Origin of the sequence: Pseudovibrio sp. POLY-S9 (genome assembly GCF_001431305.1) — a bacterium.
Taxonomy (GTDB): Bacteria; Pseudomonadota; Alphaproteobacteria; order Rhizobiales; family Stappiaceae; genus Pseudovibrio.
The window spans coordinates 97,816-98,658 of record NZ_LCWX01000212.1 but is presented as its reverse complement, the minus strand read 5'-3'; the positions used below and the strand labels follow the sequence as shown (position 1 = coordinate 98,658).

General features: G+C 45.6%; 1 protein-coding gene. It reads right to left on the bottom strand.

Translation table 11 applies throughout. The annotated features are described in order from the left end of the window. Positions 1–127: 127 nt before the first annotated feature. Positions 128–676 carry a thioredoxin family protein gene (locus tag PPL9_RS21360; protein WP_057464616.1) on the bottom strand — a complete coding sequence of 183 codons (549 nt, stop codon included), beginning with the start codon at positions 674–676 and terminating at the stop codon, positions 128–130. Positions 677–843: the final 167 nt, after the last annotated feature.

Genomic DNA, 843 nt, shown 5'->3' with positions numbered 1-843 from the left:
CATGCCCATGTCGCACCATCCTTGCAAGAGACCAACAACAGGATCAGTGTGACACTTCTAGATTGATAGATCCTGACACTTTAGCATGGCGGTTACATATAAAATACGCATAAGGTAGATTATGGAACTAATTTGACCACTTGATCGAACATCCCATGCTTGGGATCTGTTCTTCAGGTCCTCGACCTATTTCAGCAATTAACTGCATAGCGTCCAAAAGCTCGGTTTTGCGTCCGGTCGGGTCGTTAAATCCTGCATCATCTAAGCGGCCACGATATTGTAGCTCACCTTTACTGTTGAGACCAAAGAAGTCCGGCGTGCAAACTGCGCCATATTTCTTTCCTACTGTTTGGTTTTCATCAACCAGATAAGGAAATTCAAAGCCATACAGTTGCGAAAAATCTTTCATCTTACGCGGAACATCTGCGGGAACAGAGTGATAGTCATTGGACATCACTGCTAAAACTCCAAAGCCTTCGGAGATGAGCAAGCTGGTATCTGCCGCCAACCGATCTCCAATCGCCTGCACATAAGGACAATGGTTGCAAATAAACGCAATCAGGAGCCCCTTTTCACCAATACACTCCGACATGGTGAAACTGTTTCCATCAGGATCCTTAAGCGTAAAATCCGGAGCCTTCCAACCAAAGTCACAAACAGGAGTATTCAGAAGCACAATGCCACCCTTTAACTAGTTGATCTATCTAGAGGTTGTCATAAGAAAGGTTGAGCTGTCCATAAAAACTGGATCAAAATGTCCAGGCCTATGGTCACGATTTCCTGATCACCCCTGCTCCCTCTTCCCGTTACTCAAATTATCAAGGATTGGGCAGTCGGGGCGGT